Source organism: Gelidibacter salicanalis (assembly GCF_016469035.1).
Lineage (GTDB): Bacteria > Bacteroidota > Bacteroidia > Flavobacteriales > Flavobacteriaceae > Gelidibacter > Gelidibacter salicanalis_A.
In genome coordinates this window covers 1-742 of record NZ_JAEHJZ010000098.1, presented here as the reverse complement: position 1 = coordinate 742, position 742 = coordinate 1, and the positions used below count along the sequence as shown (strand labels likewise).

Below are 742 nucleotides of genomic sequence, written 5' to 3'. Positions count from 1 at the left end.
ATCGATATCTGCCTGGGTTACGGTATAATCCGCAGTATATGTTGTGGATGCTCCAGGGGCCAATGTGGTAACTCCACCCGTTGGCGGTGCATCTACATTGGTATCCGATAAACTGATTCCTGTTAAGGTAACATTTCCTGTATTGGAGACCAGGTAGGAATACGGTATTACCTGACCGGCTACGGTTACTTCGGTAGTGGTCGAACTTTTGACCACGGTCATCAATGGGTCCTGAGTAATAGGGATATCCAGATCATCTATTGCATCCGGTGCTTCTGTAGAACTTGCTGTTACAGTATTACTCACATTGCCGCCTGTATCGATATCTGCCTGGGTTACGGTATAATCCGCAGTATATGTTGTGGATGCTCCAGGGGCCAATGTGGTAACTCCACCCGTTGGCGGTGCATCTACATTGGTATCCGATAAACTGATTCCTGTTAAGGTGACATTTCCTGTATTGGTGACCAGGTAAGAATACGGTATTACCTGACCGGCTACGGTTACTTCGGTAGTGGTTGAACTTTTGACCACGGTCATCAAAGGGTTCTGAGTAATAGGAATGTCCAGATCATCTGTTGCATCCGGAGCCTGATCAGAACTTGCCGTTACATTATTGGTAACATTGCCGCCTGTATCGATATCTGCCTGGGTTACGGTATAATCCGCAGTAAAAGTTGTCGTTGCTCCAGGGGCCAATGTCGTAACTCCACCCGTTGGATTTGCATCTACATTGGTATCC

The 742-nt window shown here is 47.0% G+C and carries 1 protein-coding gene; it reads right to left on the bottom strand.

The features are described 5' to 3' along the window. The coding region (locus tag JEM65_RS21005) for a DUF7507 domain-containing protein (RefSeq protein ID WP_199603690.1) at positions 1-742 on the bottom strand (742 nt) is incomplete at both ends.